The following is a 19,681-nucleotide window of genomic DNA, read 5'->3' as shown; positions in this document are numbered from 1 at the left end:
ATCGAAGCGATGAATCCGCACATGGAGAACGTCAAGGCGATGACGCGCCGCCACCTGTTGGGCCGGGCGGGCCTGGGGCTGGGCGGGATCGCGCTGGGGTCGATGCTCGGCGCGGAGCGCGCCAGCGGCGCGACGGCGATGAAGCCGCACAAGAACCCGATGGCGCCGCGCCCGCCGTTTTATGCGCCCAAGGCCAAGTCGGTGATCTATCTGCACATGGCGGGGGCGCCGTCGCAGGTGGATCTGCTCGATTACAAGCCGGCGCTGGTGAAATTCGACGGCAAACCGTGCCCGGACGAGTACATCAAGGGCAAGCGGTTCGCATTCATCAAGGGCGTGCCGAGCATGCTCGCGCCGCAGTTCAAATTCGCGCAGCACGGGCAGAGCGGGCAATGGATCAGCGAACTGTTGCCGCAGTTCGCATCGGTCGTGGACGAAACCTGCGTCATCCGTTCGATGCACACGGATCAGTTCAACCACGCCCCGGCGCAGCTTTATGTGCAGACCGGCAATCCGCGGCTCGGCTATCCGTCGATGGGGTCGTGGGTCACGTACGGGCTCGGCTCGGAGAACGAAAATCTGCCGGGTTTCGTCGTGCTGCTTTCCGGCGGCAAGACGCCCAGCGGGGGCAAGTCGCTGTGGGGCTCGGGCTTTTTACCCAGCGTGTATCAAGGCGTGCAATGCCGCACGACGGGCGAGCCGGTGCTGTATCTGTCGAATCCGAAGGGTATGGACGCAACGCTTCGCCGTCAGACGCTCGACACGATCCGCCGCATCAACGAGCAACAGCTTGAGCTGGCCGGCGACCCGGAGACGCTCACGCGGATCGCGCAGTACGAGTTGGCGTACCGCATGCAGACGGCCGTGCCGGAGGTGATGGACATTTCGCGCGAGCCGGCGCATATTTTGGAGATGTACGGCGCGAAGCCCGGCTACGTCTCGGAAGCGGATACGACCACCGCCGACCCGCGCACCGTGCACTCCGAGCACGACGCCACGTTCGCCAACAACTGCCTGCTCGCCCGCCGGCTTGTCGAGAACGGCGTGCGCTTCGTGCAGCTTTACGATTGGGGCTGGGACCATCACGCCAACAGCGCCCGCGAATCGATCGACGGCATGCTGCCGATCAAGGCCGCGCAGATCGACCGCGCCGTCGCCGGCCTGCTGCGCGATCTGAAACAGCGCGGGCTATTAGAAACGACGCTCGTCGTCTGGGGCGCCGAGTTCGGACGCACGCCCATGATGCAGAACAACACCGCCAATAACGCCGCACGCAAACCCGGATTCATCGGCCGCGATCATCATCCCTACGGCTACACCGTCTGGCTCGCCGGCGGCGGCATCAAGGGCGGACTCGCGCATGGCCAGACCGATGACATCGGCTACTACCCCGCGACCGACGCCGTCGAGATTCATGACTTGCAGGCCACCATCCTGCACTTGCTCGGCCTCGACCCGTTCCAGTTCCATTTCCCCTTCCAGGGTCTGAACAATCGCCTGATCGGCCCCAGCGACAAACCCGAAGTCGTCAACGCCATCCTCGCGTGATCCCATTTGGCGACCCCGCTCGCGGCGTGCTTTGTTTGATGATGAAGATCACGCCGCGAGCGGCGTCGCTGAATGGGATCACCAAATAAAAACCCGCCGAGCGGTTGCAACATCGCTCAGGCGGGGCGATTCGGAATGCAGGTTTGAACAACTCTGCGAGGACCGGGTCAGATTTCCTCCGGGCCGCTGCCGTCGAGGAAGCCGACGAGCTTGCGGGACCGGACGGGGTGCTGCAGTTTTCGGAGCGCTTTGGCTTCGACCTGCCGCACGCGTTCGCGGGTCACCTTGAAGATGCGACCCACTTCTTCAAGCGTATAAGTATATCCATCGCCAATGCCGTAACGCAACTTGATAATTTCGCGTTCCCGGTAGGTCAGGGTTTTAAGGACGGCCTCGATGCGCTCGCGGAGCATCTGATGGCTGGCGGTGTCGGTGGGGGCCTCGGCGGACTCGTCTTCTATAAAGTCTCCGAAATACGAGTCTTCCGACTCGCCGACGGGGCGGTCAAGACTGATCGGATGGCGCGAAATCTTCAGCACCCGGCGGGTCTCCGTGGTGCTCATTTTGGCGATTTTGGCGACCTCTTCGACGGTCGGTTCGCGGCCCAGTTCCTGCACGAGCTGCTTGGTGATGTTCCGCAGCCGGCTCATCGTCTCGATCATGTGGACCGGGATGCGGATGGTGCGGGCGTGGTCGGCGATCGCGCGGGTGATGGCCTGACGGATCCACCAGGTGGCGTAGGTCGAGAACTTGTAGCCGCGCTTGTATTCGTACTTGTCGACGGCGCGCATCAGGCCGGTGTTGCCTTCCTGGATGATGTCCAGGAAGGACAGGCCGCGGTTGCGGTACTTTTTGGCGATGGAGACGACGAGGCGGAGGTTACCGCCGGACAGATCGCGCTTGGCCTGCTCGTATTCGTTGAACACGACGAGGATGTCCTCGACGTTGGCGGAAAGTTCGTCGGGCTCGCAGAGCACGAGGGAGCGGAGGCCGTTGAGTTCCTCACGCATCACCATGATGTCTTCGGGATCGAAGCGATTGGGCGCCTGCTCCGCGCGCTTCAGGTCGCGCTCGAGCTGGCGCATCTTGCGGCAGATGCTCTTGAGCTTGTGAAGCATCGGCTGAATGCGGCTCGTGCGGAGCGAAAGCTCTTCGATGAGCGTCGCCATCTTGCGGCGGCGGCGGTGAATCTGAAGCTTCAGTTCCTCGCGGGCGGCTTTGGCCATGCGCGGATTGGCTTCGAGCTGCTGCCAGTCCTCGCGGTTGAGTTCGAGGAGCCGGCGGACCGTCTTGAGGTTGTTGGGAATGCGGGCGGAGATCTTCTCCTTCGCGCCGTCCTCGTTGGTGGCGATCTTCATCGTGCGGTCGAACGGCAGTTCGCCGGAGTGCACGAGCTCGAGGGTGTCGAAGGTGTGCTGGATGGAGTAGTCGTTCTCGAGGACCTTGCGGCGGAAGATCATGCGGCAGGTCTCGATCTTCTTGGCGAGGCGGATTTCCTCGGAGCGGGTCAGCAGACTGATCTCGCCCATCTGCGTCAGGTACATGCGGACCGGGTCGTCGATGCGGCGGCTGGACGGGTCTTCCATCTCCGCACGCGCGACCGGCGCTTCGCCGTCGGCGTCGACTTCGTCCTCGACGGGCATCTTCACCGCCGGTGCCTTGGCGGCGCGGGCCGGCTTGGCGTCCTCGGCGAACTTGACGGCGCCGTCCCCGTTCTTGAGTGTCCGCGAATCGACCATCCGCACCCCCAGCGAGCGGAACCGCACGAGCAGCTCGTCAAGCTTGTCCGGCTCGACCCACTCGTCGGGCAGCGTCTCGTTGATCTCGTCATACGTGACGAACCCACGCTTTTTCGAGCGTTCTTCCAGTTCCGCCACGGCCGGGTGAATGTCAGCGATCAAGGTCAGCACTCCAAACCAATCGTTGAGTTAGTCTGTCGGCGGGTCGACGTTCCATGACCCTCTCGTTCGCATCCGTCATCGAACCACGCGGGGGAAGCGACGCGCGGAGGGATTGGCCTTGGCGTGAGCGATAGCCAGTTCCAGCCGCTGTGTCTGGGCTTCCAGGTCGCGATCTTCCTGTTGGGCCTGCGTCTCTCTAAGCAGCATCTTCTGATGCTGGTATTCGTCATTGCTGCGCTGATCGATGAGCGCTTTGGCGTTGGCGGCGAGCAACTCATCGACGCGCGTGGCCCCCGTTTGGGTGAGGCGGGCCACGTGCATCTGCCATTGTAGGGCGTGTTGAATCCTGTTTTCCTCTTTGAGCAAAGTGCGGAGGTCCGAAGGCGCGAGCGTGTCATGTTCGGTGAGCCACTCGTAGAGGTCGGCGTAAAGGTCATGGATCGGCCCCGCCGAAAAGTCCGCATGCCCGATGGTCTCGCAGAAGGCGCGGCCGTCGGGCATGAGGGCGTGAAACAGGGCCGGCTCATTGAGCAGGCAGCCGACGATAAGCTGCTGGGCCTGCTCGGCGGCGGTGGGGCGGCGAAGATCGGCGGCGTCGGCGGCTTCCATCTCCGCCGCGATCGGCGCCGGACGCGCACCGGCGATCTGACGAATCATTTTGTCCACGCTTGCCGCATCCAGAAGCAGCATGTCGGCCACACGCGCCAGCACCAGCCCGCGACGGGCGGCGTCGATCTTCGCAAGACCCAACTGCACGAGCGTGCGGAGGTAGTCTTCGGTGATGCGCTGTTTGCCGGCCAGCGAGTCGGCGGCGTTGAAGTTCGCCCGCACGCGGCGGAACTGGAACGTCATCGCATCGGCGGCTTCGTCGATCGCCTGATGCCAGCGCGAAACGCCCTCCGCCTCCGCGAACAGATCCGCCGGGTCAAGCCCGTCGGGCAACACGGCGATGACGACGTCGATGGGCTCGTTGAAGAACACCTGCAGCGCCCGGTCCGCCGCCTTCTGTCCCGCTTCGTCGGCGTCGAACACGAGCACCACGCGATCACCGTAGCGACGCAGCACCTTCGCATGATCAGCCGTCAACGCGGTGCCGAGCGTGGCGACGACGTTCTTCACGCCGGCCTGATGCGCGGCGATGACATCGGTGTAGCCCTCGACAATGACGGCGGTGCGCGAGTCGCTGATGGCTTTATGCGCCAGGTTCAGGCCGAACAGCGTGGCGGACTTATTGAAGAGGGGGGTTTCGGGGCTGTTGAGATACTTGGCGTCGGACTTGTCCTCGCGCGTGCCGTCGGGCAGGACGCGGCCGCCGAAGGCGATCGGGCGGCCGATGGCGTCCATGATCGGGAAGATCAGGCGATGACGCATCTTGTCCATGTATCCGTCGCCGGACTTGCGGACCGCGATGAGCCCGGCCTGCTCGAACGCCTTGCGGTCCCAGCGATTTTTCTCGACGAGATTCGCCAGCGCGTCCCATGCATCGGGCGCGACGCCGATCGCGAACGCTTCGATCATCGCATCGTTGATGCGCCGTTCGCCGAGGTACTTGCGGGCGATCGCGCCGGTCTTGGGCTCGGCGAGCATGCGGCGGAAGTAATCGACGGCGAGTTTGTTGGCTTGGGCAATGCGCTGCGACATCGTCGGTTCGTCGCCGCCTTCGCGCTTGCCGTGCTTGGGAAGTTCGATGTGCGCCCGGTCGGCGAGGAACTGCATCGCCTCGGGGAAGGTCATTTTGTGGTACGCCATGACGAAGCTGTACGCATCGCCGCCGGCGCCGCAGGAAAAGCAATGGTACATCTGCTTGTGCGGCACGACGTTCATGGACGGATTTTTGTCATCGTGGAACGGGCAAAGCCCGACGAACTCGCGTCCGCGGGGCTTGAGAACCACATGTTCGGAAATCAGGCCGACGATGTCGGTCGATTCGAGCACGCGGCGTTTTGAATCGTCCCTGTTCACACTTGCGTCTCCAGGCGCACGCGACAGCGCCTGTTGCTCCGGTCCACCGAACCAGTCTTACACTCAAGCGGTCGTCCCCCCGGGAAATCTAAGGGGCAGGTGAAGGTCGTGGGTCGCTGGGACGCAAGTGTGATATGGTCCCCAGTCGTCGACGTTCACTTCGACCACTGACAATTAAAACATAGCACGCAAAGGGGTCGAGTCAAATATATCAGTCATTCTTTTTTTGACGATTATGCGGACGATACCGCTGTTTTTTAAGGGTTTTTCGACATGGGCGGCGCGCTGCGTCCGCATAACCGGCGGGGCCATGCCCATCGGGCGCGTCCGCTTGTCGCGCCTCCGGGCAGACCCGCGCGGCCGCTTCCTTGACCGTTCGGGAATGGGTCGCTAACGTGAAGCTTTCCATCCCCGCCCCGCCTCCCGAGTAAACCATGGACGGTGAAAAAAAAGAAAAGTGTGGCGTTTTTGGTGTCTGGGGGCCCGCCGATAGCGCCCATCTGGCCTATTTTGCCCTCTTCGCACAGCAGCACCGCGGGCAGGAATCCGCCGGCATCGTCGTCACCGATGGGCAGAACCTCTCCGGCCACACCGGCATGGGGCTCGTCTCCGAAGTCTTCAACAGCCGCATCCTCGCCGACCTCTCCGGCCACGCCGCCATCGGGCACAACCGCTACTCCACCACCGGCTCCAGCCGCCTCGCCAACTGCCAACCCCTCCTTCAGGAATTCTCCGCCGGACAGGTCGCCATCGGCCACAACGGCAACCTCATCAACGCCGGGCTCCTCCGCCAGCGCTTCGAAAAACAGGGCCACATCTTTCACACCACCACCGACACGGAAGTGATCTTCCACCTCCTCGCCGCCCCCAATCATGCCGACAAAGCCGACCCGCTTTTTCATGCCCTTCAGCATCTTCAGGGCGCCTACAGTCTCGTCATTCTCCACAACGATCGACTCGAAGCCGCCCGCGACCCCTGGGGCTTCCGACCGCTCGTCCTCGGACAGACCGCAGAGGGCCACCCCTGCGTCGCCAGCGAATCCGTCGCGCTCGACGCCATCGGCGCTAAGACCATCCGCGAAATCGAGCCCGGCGAGATCGTGACCCTCTCCGACGCCGGCGTGACCAGCCGACACTTCGCCCAAAATACCCAGCCCGCGCACTGCATCTTCGAACACGTCTACTTCGCCAACCCCTCCAGCAAAATCTTCGGCGACACCGTCCAGATCGTCCGCGAACGCCTCGGCGAACAGATGGCGCTCGAAGCCCCCGTCGATGCCGATTTCGTCATGCCCATGCCCGACTCCGGCCGCTCCGCCGCCATGGGGTACGCCCGGCAAGCCAAACTCCCCATGCGCGAAGGCATCGTCCCCAACCGCTACGTCGGACGCACCTTCATTCAACCCACCCAGGCCCAGCGCAATCAGGCCGTCCAACTCAAGCTCAACGTCGTCGAGGAAGTCGTCAAGGGCCAGCGCATCATCGTCGTCGACGACTCCATCGTCCGCGGCACCACCACCCGCGGCAAAATGGCTCAACTCCGCCGCGCCGGAGCCAAGGAAATCCACTTCCGAATCTCCTGCCCGCCCATCCGCCACGGCTGCTACTTCGGCATCGACTTCCCCGACCCCTCCCAGCTCATCGCCAACAACCGCACCGTCGCCGAAATCGCCGCCTACCTCGGCGTCGACAGTCTGCACTTCCTCTCCCTCGAAGGCATGCTCAAGTGCGTCTCCCATCCGTCGGACAACTACTGCACCGCCTGTTTCTCCGGCCGATACCCCCTCGACGTCGCCTCCCCCATCGGTAAACTCGACCTCGAACGCCACCAGCAAAAACTCTTCACCTGACCCCGCCTGCGCCGTCTCCCCCTCGCGCACCCGCGCGGAATCCACCGACTTTTTTCCCACGCCTGTGCGCCCTCATTCCCATCTCAATATCGCGACATTTCGCACGTCACGCTGACGCAAAGCGCGCACAGGCGCGCCCGTGCGCACCAGCGCACCGGCATCGGGCGCGCCCATGCGCGCTTTTTCAGAACTTATAACACTCACGCGTCACCCTCATGCGCTTTTCGTCCCGCCCGTGCGCTTTTTGCCATCCCGGTGCGCGAAAAACGCAACGCCCATGCGCCGACCTTTGCCATCTCCCAATTCGCCTCCCCCCGAAAAACCGTGTACATGCACGAAGCCTTCCGGTCCCCTCTCCCTCCGGGAGAGGGTCAGGGTGAGGGTGGCCCGGAGTATGGCGCGCTTCGCATCGGATGCAGCCCGTACTTAAACGCACCCTCACCCCAGCCCTCTCCCGGCGGGAGAGGGGGTAAAACCGTTCTCGTTCATCGTGCTCGTCATCGATTCAAATTTTTTCGAGAACGAGGAACGAGCACGTTGACGAGCACGAGCACGATGAAATACCGCGTCGATTCGCCTCGCCGAAGCGAGCGCGTTATCCTTCTTTGAGCATCCCTTCCGGAGTCCGCCCCATGTCACACTTGCGGCGCATTTGCCTTCTCGCATGTCTCCTTGCCGCGCTCGTCCTGTTCATCCTTCCCCGTGCCGCCCGCGCCGACGAAACCGCCGACCTTTTCAATCAGGTCTACGGCCCGAAGCTCAAAGCCGCGCAGGCCACGCCGCAGCGCGATGACGATTTGGCCCTCGCGCGCGATCTGCTCACCGCCGCCGCCCGCGAGAAGCCCGGCTCGCCGATGATCCCCGTCCTCTGTCAGAACGCCTACGACCTGACGAAGTCGATGCCCGAGGGATACGACACGGCCGTTGACGCCATGAGCATGCTCGCCGACGCCGCGCCGGACAAGCGTATCGACGCATGGAACGAAGCCGTCGCCATCCGCACCAAGCAATACGCCATCGCGCGCGGCCCCGACAAGGCCTCCGCCGGCGAAGCGGTGCTCCTCGCCCTCCAACACCTCGCCGACGCCGAAGCCGCCGCCGGCGACGCCAAGTCCGCCGTCCGCGACCTTCGCCGCGCCTCGACGCTCGCCCGCGCCATTCAGTCCCCATACGCCGACGCCATCGCGAGCAAACTCGACGCCGCCACGCGTCAGGTCAGTATCCAGTCCCGCCTTGCAATTCTCGAACCGAAAATCAATGCCGGCGACCCCGCAGCGTTGCAACAGGCGGTGATGCTCCACCTCGTCGACCTCGACGACCCCGCCGCCGCGTTGGCGCTTGCCGACAAACTCAGCGACGACGCCTTACGTCAACACATTCAAAGCGCCAACAAGCCGATCAGCGAACTCGACAGCGAAACGCTGCTCAATGAGGCTTTATGGTACCGCGACCTTGCGGCGAAGGCGGATGATGTGTCACGGCGCTTCATGCTCAGTCGATCACTGACGTATTTGAATCGCTACATCGATCAGCCGGCCGTGGACAAAGACAAGGCTCGACTCTTCGTGAGTCAGGTCAGTGTTGATTTGGACAAAGTCGGTGGGTACGCTCCGCCGGCAATGGGCCGGCTCGCAGATATCAAGCCCAACGAGTGGATTGATCTGTTGCCGGACATCGATTTCGATCGCGGACCGATCAAGGGAAAGTGGTCAAAGGCACCTGATGGGGTTGCGTGTGAGGCCATGCTCGCATCGCGCATTGAATTGCCCCTGGAAATTTCGGGCAGCTATCAATTGCATGTGGAGTTCTCGATGGGTGCCGCGCTTGAGGCGGTATTCATCGCGATTCCGGTGAACGATCGGATTGCGATGATTGTGTTGGGCGGAGGAAGTAATAAAATCGCATTCATCAGAAGTATTGATGGAAAAAACAACAGAGAATCTCCTGTTTTTTGTCCCTTCTCACTCTCATCAGGCCGCAAATACTCGGTCGATATCACCGTTCTGCGGCTACCCAACGCGATGGTGCATATCAGCACGCGCGTTGACGGCGAGACGATAATTGACTGGCAGGGCGCCAGCAGCCGGCTGTCAATGGATCCGTTTTGGCAGATGGGTGACCCTCATGCACCGGGACTCGGTGCGAATACTTCGATGGTGTACAACGTGGCACGCGTGCGCATGATTGAGGGGCACACACGTCGAATTCAGAAATCGGATGGTGCTGGCGGCGGGGGCGGTACACGATACACCCGTACTCCTTCTGATGCGGGGATGCTCATCGGCTTACGCTACGGGATGCACGGTTACTTCGGAATTCCGGTTATCGGAGTCATCGAGCCGATTTTCATGACACCCGCGGGGCAGACAATCGGTCTCAAGGTCGGCAAAGGGAAGACAGATCATGAAATCGTCGCGAAGCCGGGTTATTTCATCAGCGACATCAATTTGCGCGGGGGGGAGCGGCTCGATGGATTCCAACTCGTATTTATGCGTATGACAGCGCGCGGCCCCGACCCCAAGGACACCTATCAAAGCGACTGGCAGGGAGGCACGGGCGGCAGTCCAAAGTCCATCAGCGGTAATGGCCAGCCTGTCGTCGGTATCCATGGCAAAGCCGGTGAAGATATCGACTCTTTAGGGGTCGTGTTTGTACCGGTATCGGGCATCAAGGATTGGGGCGAGCGCAACGAGGCGCTGGTCGTCAATGGCGAACCGATCGCTGAGACGGAAGAACCGCAGAACGATGCAGCGTCGGCGGTTTCGGTGAAGCCGGCGAAGGAGACGCAGAAGTCGGTGGAAACAACCAAGCCTGGCGAGCCGGTGAATGCGGGTGTGGACAAGCCGCGGGAGTCCAAGTCGAATCGGCCGACGTTTTTCGGTGTGCCGATTGATTGATTCGCTCCGGTCCCCTCTCCCCCGGGAGAGGGTTAGGGTGAGGGCGGCCCCGGTGTCGGGCGCGCTGCGCATCGGGCGCGGTTCGTGATTGGGTGCACCCTCGCCCCAGCCCTCTCCCGGCGGGAGAGGGGGTAAGAACAACCGTGCACGTGAAGCGTGCACGAGCACGAGGGAGGCATGGCATGCGACGGATTGGTTTTGCGGCGGTGATGGCGGCAGGTCTGTTTTCGCATGCCGCGGCTCTGGCCGCGGAACCGTGGTTGGGCGTGCATGTCATGATCTTCGGCGACGGGTCGCTGCGGGAATTGCAGACGCAGCTTCCGGCCCTGCACGCGCGGGGCGTCACGCATCTCATCGTGGAAATAAATTACAACTTCGCCTTCCAATCGCATCCGGAAGTCGCCGAAGAAGGCGGAGTCACGGCGGCGTCGGCGCATACATTCGCGGCGGCGGCGCGGGCGGCGGGGATCGAAGTCATCCCCGAGATGAATTGTCTGGGGCATCAGTCATGGAAAAAGCAGACGCTCAAGCTGCTGACGGCGCATCCGGAACTGGACGAAACCCCCGGGAAATACCCGCAAAATCAGGGGATTTATTGTCGAAGCTGGTGCCCCCGGAATCCGGAAACGGACACGATCGCATTTGCCCTGATTGACGAGATCGCCGAGGCGTTCGAGGCGAAGATGTTTCACGTGGGCATGGATGAGGTGTTCATCATTTCATCGGAGCATTGCGAGCGCTGCAAGGGGACGGATCCGGCGGCTTCGTTCGCGCTGGCGGTGAACCATCTGCATCAGCACATCGTCGGCGAGCGGAAGATGACGATGCTCATGTGGGGCGACCGGCTGCTCGACGCGGCGGCGACGGGCTACGGCGAATGGGAGGCGTCGGCCAACGGGACGAGCGCGGCGATCGACCGGATTCCCAAGGACATCGTGATGTGCGATTGGCACTACGGGAAGCGCGCGACGTATCCGTCGATTTCGATTTTCATGGACAAGGGATTTCGCGTCTGGCCGGCGGGTTGGAAGGATGCGGAGGCGGCGAAGGCGCTGGCGGCGGATGCGAGACAGCACGAAGGGCCGGGCATGATGGGGTATCTGTGCACGACCTGGGCGGCGGTCAAATTCGAGAAGCTGCCGGCCTGGGGGCCGATGACGGGGGCGTTTGAGGTGATGACGCGGAAGTAGGTCATGACGAACGATTTCGGGCGTGTCGAATGTTATCGAATGCGCACGTTGTGATCGCTGATGACGATGAGGCGACCGGCGGGGTCGATGTTCAAAACGTGATGCAGATGATCGAGGATGAATCGCGCGACGACGAGTCGTCCGAAGGCATTGGGCCGAAACAGCACCAGACCGGGATATTGGGCGGGTGGATATGACGAATGTCAGCGATGCCTTTGTCGAGGGTCAAGAGCACGCGTTGTTCGATGACGATGCGTTTCATCAGGTCCGCGTCGCTGACGCCGACGAGCTGTTCATCGTGGAGCGTATGTACATCATGTCCGTCCGCGGCGATCTGCGCCTTGAGTTCGATCGGGATGTTCTCGTCGAGCTTGAACTTCATCGCCCGGCAATCGGCAGGATCGATTCCTCGCGGGCCAGATCGGCGGCGTAGGCGAGCGCGGCGTCGATGTCGGCGGTCTGGACCGACGGAAAGCTGGCGATGATCTGTTCGCGCGTGGCGCCCTCGGCGAGGGAGTCGAGGATATTCGTCACGTACACGCGCGTACCCCGGATGCGCAGTTGACCATGACACACGGCGGAATCGGATTCGAGATGGTCATGCCAGTTCACCATGGTGCACGATTATAGCGCGGCCCGGTCACTGCGGCGGGAGGATGCCGGGGGGGAGGCCATGCGGGAGTCCGGGGAGGTTGGGGAGGGAGCGGGGGAGTTTGGGCGGGGCGGGTTTTTCCTTGAGGGTCAGGGGGAGCAGGGCATCGTGCGGGAGGGTGAAGACTTTGTCGCCGAGCTGGGCGGTGACGCGGTTGTCGGCGCTCCAGACTTTAAGCGTCTGCGATTTGTCGTCGGTGGTGGTGATCGTCAGCGTCGCGACGGGGTCGCCTGCGGGGGCGGCGTCGACGAAATGATCAGCGCGCAGGCCGGCCAGTTCATCGAAGAGGCCGGCGGCGATTTTCTCGGTGACCTTGTCGTCGCCGGAGATCGTGTACTTGCCGTCGGCGTCGCGTCGGATGATGGCGGGGCCGCTCGTCACCTTCGCCAGCTTGTCGATGTCGAGGTTGAGGACGAGGGGATCGCGCAGCTCGGCGGCGACGGCGGCGGCGACGTCATCGCTCACCTTGAAGGGTTCGTCGACGGCATTAAGTGAAGCGATGTGCGAATCGGGATGGACGGTCAGGACATACCTGGTGCCGTCGGCGAGTTCGATGTCGAGCACGGCGGCTTCGGGCTTGGTGACGGCGGATTCGGGGAGGAACGCTTCGGCGTGGAGCGGATGAAGCATGTCGATGACGTTCATGACGGCTTGTTCATCGAGGCCGTCGAGTTTCCAGTCGCCGACTTTTTCCTTGTCCTTCGGAGCGGCGCGGGTCAGCTCATATTTGGCGGGGAATTCGCCGGAGCGCGTGAGCGTCAGCTTGGCGATCGCATCGGGGTTGAGGTCAAGCACGGTGCGCTCGCGGAAGGAGAGCGCGGGCTCGAAGAGGTCCTTCAGATCGGCGCGGGGGACGACGTAGCCGGTCGTCTCGGAGCCGAGCACGACGAGGAGTTGATCGGAGCCGTGGTCATAAAGCTTGAGCGTCTGCGGCTCGGTCTTGGCGAGCAGGGCGAGGGTCACTTCGGCGACGGGCTCCTTGAGTTTGACGGTGGAGAGGTCCACGAAGGAAGCCGCCTGGGTCTTGAAGAGCGCATCGAGCAGTTCGCTCATGCGCTGTCCATCGAGTTCGTAGGGCGGCTTGGGATCGGCGAAGGCCCAGGCGGGGTTCTTGATCATGTGCAGCGTGTTGTCGCCGGTCTTGATGGTGATCTCCCGGGCATCGTCGATCAGCGCGGAGGTGAGTTTGGGGTCGCGCACATCGTCGACCTTGACGTTGAGCTTGTCGACGTCGGCTTTGCCGAGGGAGAAGACGGCGGGGACGTCGTCGAGCATGGCGAAGTATTTGGTTTTGCCCAGGTCCGTCGGCGCGCCGATTTTCAGGACATGCGTCGTCACGGTTTGCGCGGGTTTCGCCGGGGTTTTCTCGTCTTTTTTACCGGCGTCGGGCGCCGGGGCGGGGGCGGGGTTGGCGACGTCGACGGCCAGTTCGATGGCGGGTTTGTCGAGGCCGAAGGCGGCGAGATTGGCGGGGTTGTCGGCGACGAAGTCGCTGACGCTCGCGCTGGTCAGGGCGCGGATGAGGTTGTTGGCCTTGTCACGATCGGCGCGTCCGGTGACGGGGCTGGTGATGACCCAGCGCGTGTCGCGCTCCATGAGGGTCAGGTCCAGATCATCGCGCTTCAGTTCGATGCGTCGGGCTTGTCCGGGCTCGAAGCTGGCGAGACTGCGATCGCGCATGTCGCGGACGTTCTTTTGCTGCGCGGTCTGATGCAGGGCGTCATCGACGACGTAGACGAGGGCGGTTTCGCTGGGCGTGTCGGTGGTGAGGTAGGCGCGTCCGGCGGCGGCGCGCGAGCCGAGCGTGAGGGTGACGGGCTTGAAGCCGTCGCCTTCGTAGGTGATTTTCGCGAGGGGGGAGTCGAGGCCGAGCGTGTCAAGCTTGACGGAGCGGTCGGCGGGTTTGAATGTCGAGGTGTAGCGGAGGGCTTTGGCCTGATCGACGAAGGGCTTGACCTGCCAAGACTGAAGCTTGAACCTGACGGGGGCGGTCTGCGTCCAGTCCTCGCCGATTTTCTCGATGACCACCTGCGGCTGGCCGGGCTTGTCGATGCGGATGGTTTTGATCTTGTCGGCGGGGAAGGCGTCGGCGGCGAGCAGGAGCGTGCCGGACTCGGCGGGCTGCTGGCTGGCCTGTTCCTCGCGCTGCTGCGTGGTGGTCGTCTTGGGTTCGACGACGATGAAGTAGACCGCCAGCGCGACGGCGATGAGGAGCACGATGAGGGTCGTCTTGATGTTCATGATCGCAGTGCAACCGGTACGAGTGACGAAGAAGGATCAACGGCGTCGGATGGACCAGACGAACGCGCCGAGGGCCAGACACACGGCCGGGACGCCGGCGAGGACGAACCACCAGATGCCCACCAGCACGCCGCGCGTCATCGGCTCGATGCGGCGGGTGTCCTGCGTGCGGGCGCCGGGGGCGATGAGCTGATCCTGATGAGCGAGCCAGTAGATGCTGTTGACGAACAGTTCGGCGTTGGCGGGGAAGGCGGCGTAGACGGTGTTGCCGAAGAGGTCCTGCGGACCGGCGTTGGCGACCATGTCCGAAGCGAAGACCGGATCGCCGACGACGACGAGGCGATTGTCGCCCTTGCTCGCCGCCGCCGCGACGACGAACGGGCCCTTCGGATCGGTGTCATCCTTCTTGGCTTCGTCCATCTGGAAATAGTCCGTGTCGTCCCAGCAGTCGTCGGGGCTCTTGGCGAGGGGCTCGAGCGTGACGCCCTTCGGCGGGGCGGCGGGGAGATTGAGGGCGACGCCGCGCACGAGCACGCCCTTGAGTCCGCGCACGGCTTTACCGATGGCGGTGTCGGGCGGGAAGCTGTCGATCGTGATCTGATTGATCGTCCGCATGCGTCCGCCGTTGCCCGGCACGGCCGTGAGCAGACTGCGCGAGACGTCGGCCGTGATGCCCCAATCCTTGAGCGGTTCGAGCATCGGGTCCGGCTGACCGAACGCCATCATCGACGACGGCGCGAGCATCACCATCGCCGGCTGCCCCGCGTCCAGATGCTCCTTGACCGCCGACGCGATCATCGGGCCCAGCGGCATCTGCTGACGCCGCGGGTCCTGCGCCGGCGCCGGCAGCGCGACGAAGATCATCGTCTGGCCCGGCTGCGGCGTGGGCTTGGGCTGCGGGGGCATCGGCTGTCCGCCCGGGCCCATGCTCCCGCCCGGCTGCCATTCGTCGACCTTGAAGTTCATCTTCTGGAGTCGATCGATCACCGCGCTGTACGTCTGGCTCGGGTCGCCGCGCTGCATCACCGACTGCATCGCCGGATTGATGAACACGATGCGCGTGTCATGCTTGTAGGTCAATCGCAGGATCGCGCCGGTGATGACTTCCTCGCCCTTGTAGCCGTCTTCGGGGCGGACCTCGTTGCGCTCGACCTGCGCGCGGACAAGGTTGGGGTAGATTTCGTCGAGCGTCAGCACGACGACGCCATGCGTGTCATCCTCCTCCGCCGGTTTGGCGGCGGGGGTTTTTTCGGCGGGCGTGGTGACGACGACGCAGTTGGAGTCGAGCAGACTGTTGCGGATGCGCGTGTAGCCGGGCGCGCGGACATCGTCGAGCTTCGACGTCGCCGCCTGCACCTCGTCGCTGATCGATTTGTACGAACGGAGCATGCCCAAGACGGCATCCTTCTCCGCGTCGGGCGTCTTGGGATCGTCGGCGAGCTTCTGAAACCGCTCGATCGCCACCTTCAAGACGCCGCTCGATAGCTGCTCCAGCGGCGAGCGCGCCAGCGCCGCGGCGGCGCGATAGTCGGGCATCTTGCTCTTGAGCGAAGTGTCGATCTGCTCGGCGATCGAACCCAGGTCCTCGCCCAGCCGCATGTAAATCTGATTGAGCTGCTTCATCAAAAGCGGCGTCGTGCGATCGTCCTCCGCCAGCGTCGTCATCACCTGCGGCAGCACCGCCGTCTGCGCATTGGCGAACGCCTTCACGTCGTCGAACGTCTTCTTGACGCCTTCGATCGCCGCCTTGGACGTGTCGAGCTCCGACTGGAATCGGCCGGTCAGGTCGGCGATGAACTGGTCGCGCTTCTCCGGATTGAGCGCGGGGTCGATGTGCGTGATCGTGATGTCGTTCGCCCGGCGGTTGTACTCGGTCAGAAGGTCATCGACTTTCGTGAGCAGATCGCCCTCCGCCGTGCCCTGCACGTAAAACGTCGTGATATTGACCGGCGTTTTGAGCTTCTCCAGCAGCTTCGTCGTCTGCGGGCTCAGCGAATACTGCCGCGACTGCGTGAAGTCGAAGCGCTGGTAGTGCCGGTGACCGATCCAGTTGACCAGCACCACGATGACGATCGTCGCGAGGATCAGCACCGCCACGTTCAAACCGTACTTGAGCCAGCGCTGATGTTGATTGGGTGTGTGTTGCGATTCGCTCATGGGAGGAAGAAGTTTCTGGTTTCGAGTTTCAAGTTTCTTGTTTGGCGACGCCGCTTGCGGCGTGCTTCATTAACGCCACTTGCGCGACTCCAGCGCCTTGACCGCCAGCACGAGAAACAGCGCGATGCCGCTGAGGAAGAACACGAAGTTGCTCGTGTCGATGAGCCCCTTGGAAAACGCGCCGTACTGTTCGTTGACGTTCACGTACAGCACCGCCTCGGCGAACCGGACGGGCAGATAGCTGGGGACGAAATAAGTCACCACGGTGAGCAGCAGAATCAGAAACACGGTCAGCAGGAAGGCGATGATCTGATTGCGGGTCAGCACGGACGCGAGCGTGCCGATGGCCATGTACAGCCCGCCGACCAGGAGCATGCCGAGGTAGCCGGTGAAGATCGGTCCGTAGTCGGGCTTGCCCCAGATGGCCAGGAGCGCGACGAACACGAACGTCGGCACGAGCAGGACGACGAAGAAGCTCAGCCCGCCGAGCCATTTGCCGAGGATGACCTCTACATCGCTGATCGGGCTGGTCATCAGCGGCTCGATCGTGCCCATGCGCAGCTCTTCGCTGACGAGGCGCATGCTGATGGCGGGGACGATGGCGATCAGCACCCAGACGAGCCAGAAGAAGGCATGACGCATCTGCGCCGGCTCGCCGGGAGCGAAGCTCCCGTTGGGCGCCGCCAGAAAAAACAGCCCCGACAGCAGGGCGAACACCGCCATGACCACATAAGCGATCGGCGAGAAGAAGAAGCTTGATAGTTCACGTCGTGCGATGGCGAGTGTGTTGTTCATGCGGATACCTGAATGCTAATCGCTGAAAGCTACTTACGCGGCGGCGATGGAGTCGGCGCTGGTGATCTGGATGAAGAATTCCTCGAGACTGGCGGTTTCGTGACGCATTTCGCGCAGACTCCATCGGCGCTCGATCACCGCGTCGCCGAGCAGTTCGCGAATGTCGGCTCCGCCCTTGGGCGTCACCGCGGCGCTGGTCCATCCGTTGTGGCTCGTCACGCTCACGTCCGCCACGTGATTGAGCTTCTCGAACGCGGCGCGAACCTGCTCCGGCTCCGCCTTGACCTCGACGAGCACGCGGCTCCTGAGCCGGACCTTCGCCTTCAGATCGTCGGGCGTGCCCTCGGCGGCGATGCGCCCGCGGTTGATGATCACCACGCGCTGACACGTCTTTTCGACTTCGGGGAGAATGTGCGTGCAGAGCAGAATCGTCTTACGCTCGGCGAGCGAGAGGATCAGCTTGCGGACCTCGGTGATCTGCGTCGGGTCCAGGCCGGCGGTCGGTTCGTCGAGAATGAGCACGGGCGGATCGTGCAAAAGCGCCTGCGCCAGCCCGACGCGCTGCTTGTTGCCCTTGGAGAGATTGCCGATGGGGCGATGAATGATCTGATTCAGGCCGCAGGCATCGGTCAGGTCGGCGATGCGATGCTGCCGCGCCGCGCGGGAGAGTCCGTGCAGCCGGCCGAAGTAATGAAGCTGCTCGCAGACGCGCATCTCGGGATAGAGCGGCGTGGCTTCGGGCAGATAGCCGATGCTTTTGCGCACGGCGTCGGAGTCGGTGAGGATGTCGTGCCCGTTGACCTTCGCGTTGCCGGAGGTGGGGGGCATGAAGCAGGTGAGGATGCGGAGGGTGGTCGTCTTGCCCGCGCCGTTGGGGCCGAGGATGCCGACGACCTGCCCGTCTTCGACATTCAGATCGAGACGATCGACGGCCAGGTGCGGGCCATAGTACTTGACCAGTTGCTGGACTTGAATCATGAAGAACCTCAACGGAGTCGGGTGGAGCCGATCAATATTGTTTGCGTGTGAAGGTGTGTCAAGTCGCCGTCCCAACTTCATGATTGACAGCCCCGTCGGCGGCGCTTACCGTGTTACGAACTTCTTCCGGGCGTGGTTCATCGTGGTTCAATTTTTTTGCTCATTGCCGGAAATTCATGGTTCGCGAGGACGCCGCCAACGAAGCATCGGCCATCGGCCGGGCCGTGATTGATCAGGGCCTGGCCACGAAGGACGAAGTGCGCGCATGCCTCGAGAAATGGCGCGACCTGGGCGACGAAGCCCGCGTCGAAAAGCTCGTCGAACTCCTCGTGCATCAGGGCATCGTCACGCAGCGCCAGCTCGACCGCGTCCGCTCCGCCGCCGCCTCCGCCGACTCGAAAAAGTCGAGCACGGATCATCAGATTCCCGGGTACCACATTCTCGAAAAACTCGGCGAAGGCGCGATGGCGAAGGTTTATAAAGCTAAGCAATTGAGTCTCGATCGGACGGTGGCGATCAAGGTGCTGCCGCGCCGGGCGCATCATGACCCGGCGTTCGTCGAGCGGTTTTACGCCGAGGGCCGCGCCGCGGCGAAGCTCAATCACCCCAACATCGTGCAGGCCATCGACGTCGGTCAGGCCGGCGAGCGACACTACTTCGTGATGGAGTACGTCGAGGGCCGGACCGTCAGCGAACAGATGGAGAAGATCGGCCGCTACGACGAGGCCGAGGGACTGCGCGTGATCATCCAGGTCGCCGAAGCCCTCAACCACGCGCACACCAAGGGGTTCATCCATCGCGATGTGAAGACCAAGAACATCATGCTCGCCAAAGACGGCGTGGCGAAGCTGGCGGACATGGGCTTGGCGCGCGAAGTGAGCGATCGCGAGGCGGCGGAGGCCGAGGCGGGCAAGGCCTTCGGCACGCCGTACTACATCAGCCCCGAACAGATCCGCGGCGACGTGGACATCGACTTCCGCTGCGACATCTACGGACTCGGCGCGACGTTCTATCACATGCTCACCGGCCGCGTCCCCTTTTCCGGCAAGACGCCGTCGGAGGTGATGCGCAAACATCTGAAGGAAGCGCCCAAGCCGCCGGATCACATCAACCCGGAGTTGTCGGCGGGCGTGAGCGAGATCATCGAAGTGATGATGGCCAAGGATCGCAAGAAGCGCTACGCCTCGACGGGTCATCTGCTCGACGATCTGCGCGCCGTCGCGGAGGGTCGCCCGCCGCTGCAAGCGCGCAAAACCATCGACATTTCGTACCTGGCGGGGATCGAAGATGCGTCGGGCGAAGGCGATGCCGACGCCGGCGGGGCGGTCGAAAGCGGGGCGATTCCGCTCCTGGAACAGCCGCTTTTCTGGATCGCCGTGCTATCGGGCCTGGTGAATATCGTGTTATTGATCATATTGATCGCCGGGCGTGGATGACGGCGGGGCGTCGGGCCGATATCATCAATCAAGGTTGTTACGCACGTTCACGGGAAATTCACGCGAAAGGACGC

General features: G+C 63.1%; 13 protein-coding genes. 5 read left to right on the top strand and 8 right to left on the bottom strand.

Annotated features, from left to right (window positions below):
* Positions 1–9: 9 nt before the first annotated feature.
* Complete coding sequence (locus tag GC162_06125) at positions 10–1,548, top strand: DUF1501 domain-containing protein (GenBank protein ID MBI1368215.1); 1,539 nt, start codon at positions 10–12, stop codon at positions 1,546–1,548.
* Between the two features lie 167 nt (positions 1,549–1,715).
* On the opposite strand, the gene rpoD is transcribed toward GC162_06125, so the two are convergent.
* Entirely contained in the window at positions 1,716–3,446 is a 1,731-nt protein-coding gene (gene rpoD / locus GC162_06120) for an RNA polymerase sigma factor RpoD (GenBank protein MBI1368214.1), read from the bottom strand.
* A 78-nt stretch (positions 3,447–3,524) separates the two neighbouring features.
* On the bottom strand, positions 3,525–5,438 hold the full coding sequence (locus tag GC162_06115) for a DNA primase (GenBank protein ID MBI1368213.1): 1,914 nt from the start codon (positions 5,436–5,438) through the stop codon (positions 3,525–3,527).
* A gap of 407 nt (positions 5,439–5,845) precedes the next feature.
* Here GC162_06115 and GC162_06110 point away from each other — a divergent pair, with 407 nt between their 5' ends.
* The 3 genes from GC162_06110 (at position 5,846) to GC162_06100 (ending at position 11,348) form a co-directional block, all read left to right on the top strand.
* Entirely contained in the window at positions 5,846–7,261 is a 1,416-nt protein-coding gene (locus GC162_06110) for an amidophosphoribosyltransferase (GenBank protein ID MBI1368212.1), read from the top strand.
* Between the two features lie 632 nt (positions 7,262–7,893).
* On the top strand, positions 7,894–10,158 hold the full coding sequence (locus GC162_06105; GenBank protein ID MBI1368211.1) for a hypothetical protein: 2,265 nt from the start codon (positions 7,894–7,896) through the stop codon (positions 10,156–10,158).
* Between the two features lie 182 nt (positions 10,159–10,340).
* Positions 10,341–11,348 (top strand): family 20 glycosylhydrolase, encoded by a 1,008-nt coding sequence (locus GC162_06100; protein MBI1368210.1) that lies wholly within the window; start codon positions 10,341–10,343, stop codon positions 11,346–11,348.
* Positions 11,349–11,439: 91 nt separating this feature from the next.
* Here the strand turns inward: GC162_06100 and GC162_06095 are convergent, their stop codons facing one another.
* The 6 genes from GC162_06095 to GC162_06070 all read right to left on the bottom strand — a co-directional run bounded on the left by GC162_06095 (position 11,440) and on the right by GC162_06070 (position 18,252).
* Positions 11,440–11,730 (bottom strand): hypothetical protein, encoded by a 291-nt coding sequence (locus GC162_06095; GenBank protein MBI1368209.1) that lies wholly within the window; start codon positions 11,728–11,730, stop codon positions 11,440–11,442.
* Positions 11,727–11,963: a DUF433 domain-containing protein gene (locus GC162_06090; protein ID MBI1368208.1), complete on the bottom strand. Its 237-nt coding sequence runs from the start codon at positions 11,961–11,963 to the stop codon at positions 11,727–11,729. Before GC162_06090 ends, GC162_06095 begins: the two co-directional genes overlap by 4 nt.
* Positions 11,964–11,988: 25 nt before the next feature.
* Positions 11,989–14,241: a DUF4340 domain-containing protein gene (locus tag GC162_06085; GenBank protein ID MBI1368207.1), complete on the bottom strand. Its 2,253-nt coding sequence runs from the start codon at positions 14,239–14,241 to the stop codon at positions 11,989–11,991.
* A gap of 36 nt (positions 14,242–14,277) precedes the next feature.
* A complete protein-coding gene (locus tag GC162_06080; protein ID MBI1368206.1) occupies positions 14,278–16,398 on the bottom strand; it encodes a hypothetical protein in 2,121 nt (706 codons plus the stop codon).
* 69 nt (positions 16,399–16,467) lie between these two features.
* Entirely contained in the window at positions 16,468–17,193 is a 726-nt protein-coding gene (locus tag GC162_06075) for an ABC transporter permease subunit (GenBank protein ID MBI1368205.1), read from the bottom strand.
* A gap of 33 nt (positions 17,194–17,226) precedes the next feature.
* Positions 17,227–18,252, bottom strand: coding sequence for an ATP-binding cassette domain-containing protein (locus tag GC162_06070; protein MBI1368204.1), 1,026 nt, complete (start codon positions 18,250–18,252; stop codon positions 17,227–17,229).
* Positions 18,253–18,347: 95 nt separating this feature from the next.
* Between GC162_06070 and GC162_06065 the strand changes: the two genes are divergently transcribed.
* Positions 18,348–19,607 carry a protein kinase gene (locus GC162_06065; protein ID MBI1368203.1) on the top strand — a complete coding sequence of 420 codons (1,260 nt, stop codon included), beginning with the start codon at positions 18,348–18,350 and terminating at the stop codon, positions 19,605–19,607.
* The last annotated feature ends 74 nt before the right edge of the window (positions 19,608–19,681 follow it).

The organism is Planctomycetota bacterium (assembly GCA_016125255.1).
GTDB lineage: Bacteria > Planctomycetota > Phycisphaerae > Phycisphaerales > Zrk34 > RI-421.
This window is presented reverse-complemented; position numbering and strand designations above follow the sequence as displayed.

What these genes read in the sequence shown, in the direction of transcription:
- GC162_06070 (MBI1368204.1), bottom strand. Translation starts at nt 18,252, where the DNA reads ATGAAGTTGGGACGGCGACTTGACACACCTTCACACGCAAACAATATT.
- GC162_06110 (MBI1368212.1), top strand. Translation starts at nt 5,846, where the DNA reads ATGGACGGTGAAAAAAAAGAAAAGTGTGGCGTTTTTGGTGTCTGGGGG.
- GC162_06080 (MBI1368206.1), bottom strand. Translation starts at nt 16,398, where the DNA reads ATGAGCGAATCGCAACACACACCCAATCAACATCAGCGCTGGCTCAAG.
- GC162_06065 (MBI1368203.1), top strand. Translation starts at nt 18,348, where the DNA reads ATGGTTCGCGAGGACGCCGCCAACGAAGCATCGGCCATCGGCCGGGCC.
- GC162_06095 (MBI1368209.1), bottom strand. Translation starts at nt 11,730, where the DNA reads ATGAAGTTCAAGCTCGACGAGAACATCCCGATCGAACTCAAGGCGCAG.
- GC162_06105 (MBI1368211.1), top strand. Translation starts at nt 7,894, where the DNA reads ATGTCACACTTGCGGCGCATTTGCCTTCTCGCATGTCTCCTTGCCGCG.
- GC162_06090 (MBI1368208.1), bottom strand. Translation starts at nt 11,963, where the DNA reads ATGGTGAACTGGCATGACCATCTCGAATCCGATTCCGCCGTGTGTCAT.
- GC162_06125 (MBI1368215.1), top strand. Translation starts at nt 10, where the DNA reads ATGAATCCGCACATGGAGAACGTCAAGGCGATGACGCGCCGCCACCTG.
- GC162_06100 (MBI1368210.1), top strand. Translation starts at nt 10,341, where the DNA reads ATGCGACGGATTGGTTTTGCGGCGGTGATGGCGGCAGGTCTGTTTTCG.
- GC162_06085 (MBI1368207.1), bottom strand. Translation starts at nt 14,241, where the DNA reads ATGAACATCAAGACGACCCTCATCGTGCTCCTCATCGCCGTCGCGCTG.
- GC162_06075 (MBI1368205.1), bottom strand. Translation starts at nt 17,193, where the DNA reads ATGAACAACACACTCGCCATCGCACGACGTGAACTATCAAGCTTCTTC.